1 protein-coding gene is annotated in these 684 nt (G+C 37.9%); it reads left to right on the top strand.

Going from position 1 to position 684, the window contains the following annotated elements:
• Positions 1–684: flagellin hook IN motif-containing protein (locus tag OQH62_RS08590; protein WP_323053709.1), on the top strand; the 684-nt coding region annotated here is incomplete at both ends.

Here is a 684-nt window from a genome sequence, read left to right as displayed (position 1 = left end):
TCAAATGACCATTAAAAACTATAATGGTATAGAAGACTTCGATCTTTCTAAAATAAAAATCTCAACTTCTATTGGCACAGGTCTTGGTGCTTTAGCTGAAGAGATTAACAGAGTATCAGATAAAACAGGCGTTCGTGCAACTTACAATGTTCAAACTCTTGGTGGTAGAGAGATTATGCAAGGTGAAACTAATGATACTTTCTCAATTAACGGAGTTATTATCGGTAAAGTTGCATACCAAGATTCTGATAAAAACGGAGCCTTATTAGCCGCAATCAATGCTGTCAAAGACACTACCGGTGTTGAAGCTACAAGAGATCAGTACGGCAGACTTGTACTTACTTCAAATGATGGACGCGGTATTAGCATCACAGGTAGTATAGGTGCTGGTGCAGGTATAGCTGCAAATATGATGGAAAACTATGGTCGTCTTTCCTTAATAAAAAATGATGGACGCGATATAGCCATAGAAGGAACTGGTTTTGGTTTTGATTCTGACAAACTCGTTGCTCAAAATTCTATCTCTTTGAGAGAAACCAAAGGACAAATTTCTAAAACTTTAGCTGAATCAATGGGCTTTAATTCAAGCGAAAGATTGGGAAGTATAGAAGTAGGTGTTTCTGCTTTATCAGCTTTAGCTGGGACAGGTTTAAGCCATATCACAAGACTTGTTCACGGAGCTAA

This window comes from Campylobacter sp. MIT 21-1684 (assembly GCF_026241315.1).
Classification (GTDB): Bacteria; Campylobacterota; Campylobacteria; order Campylobacterales; family Campylobacteraceae; genus Campylobacter_D.
Note: the sequence above shows the minus strand (reverse complement) of the source record. Positions and strands in the feature narration are given on the sequence as shown.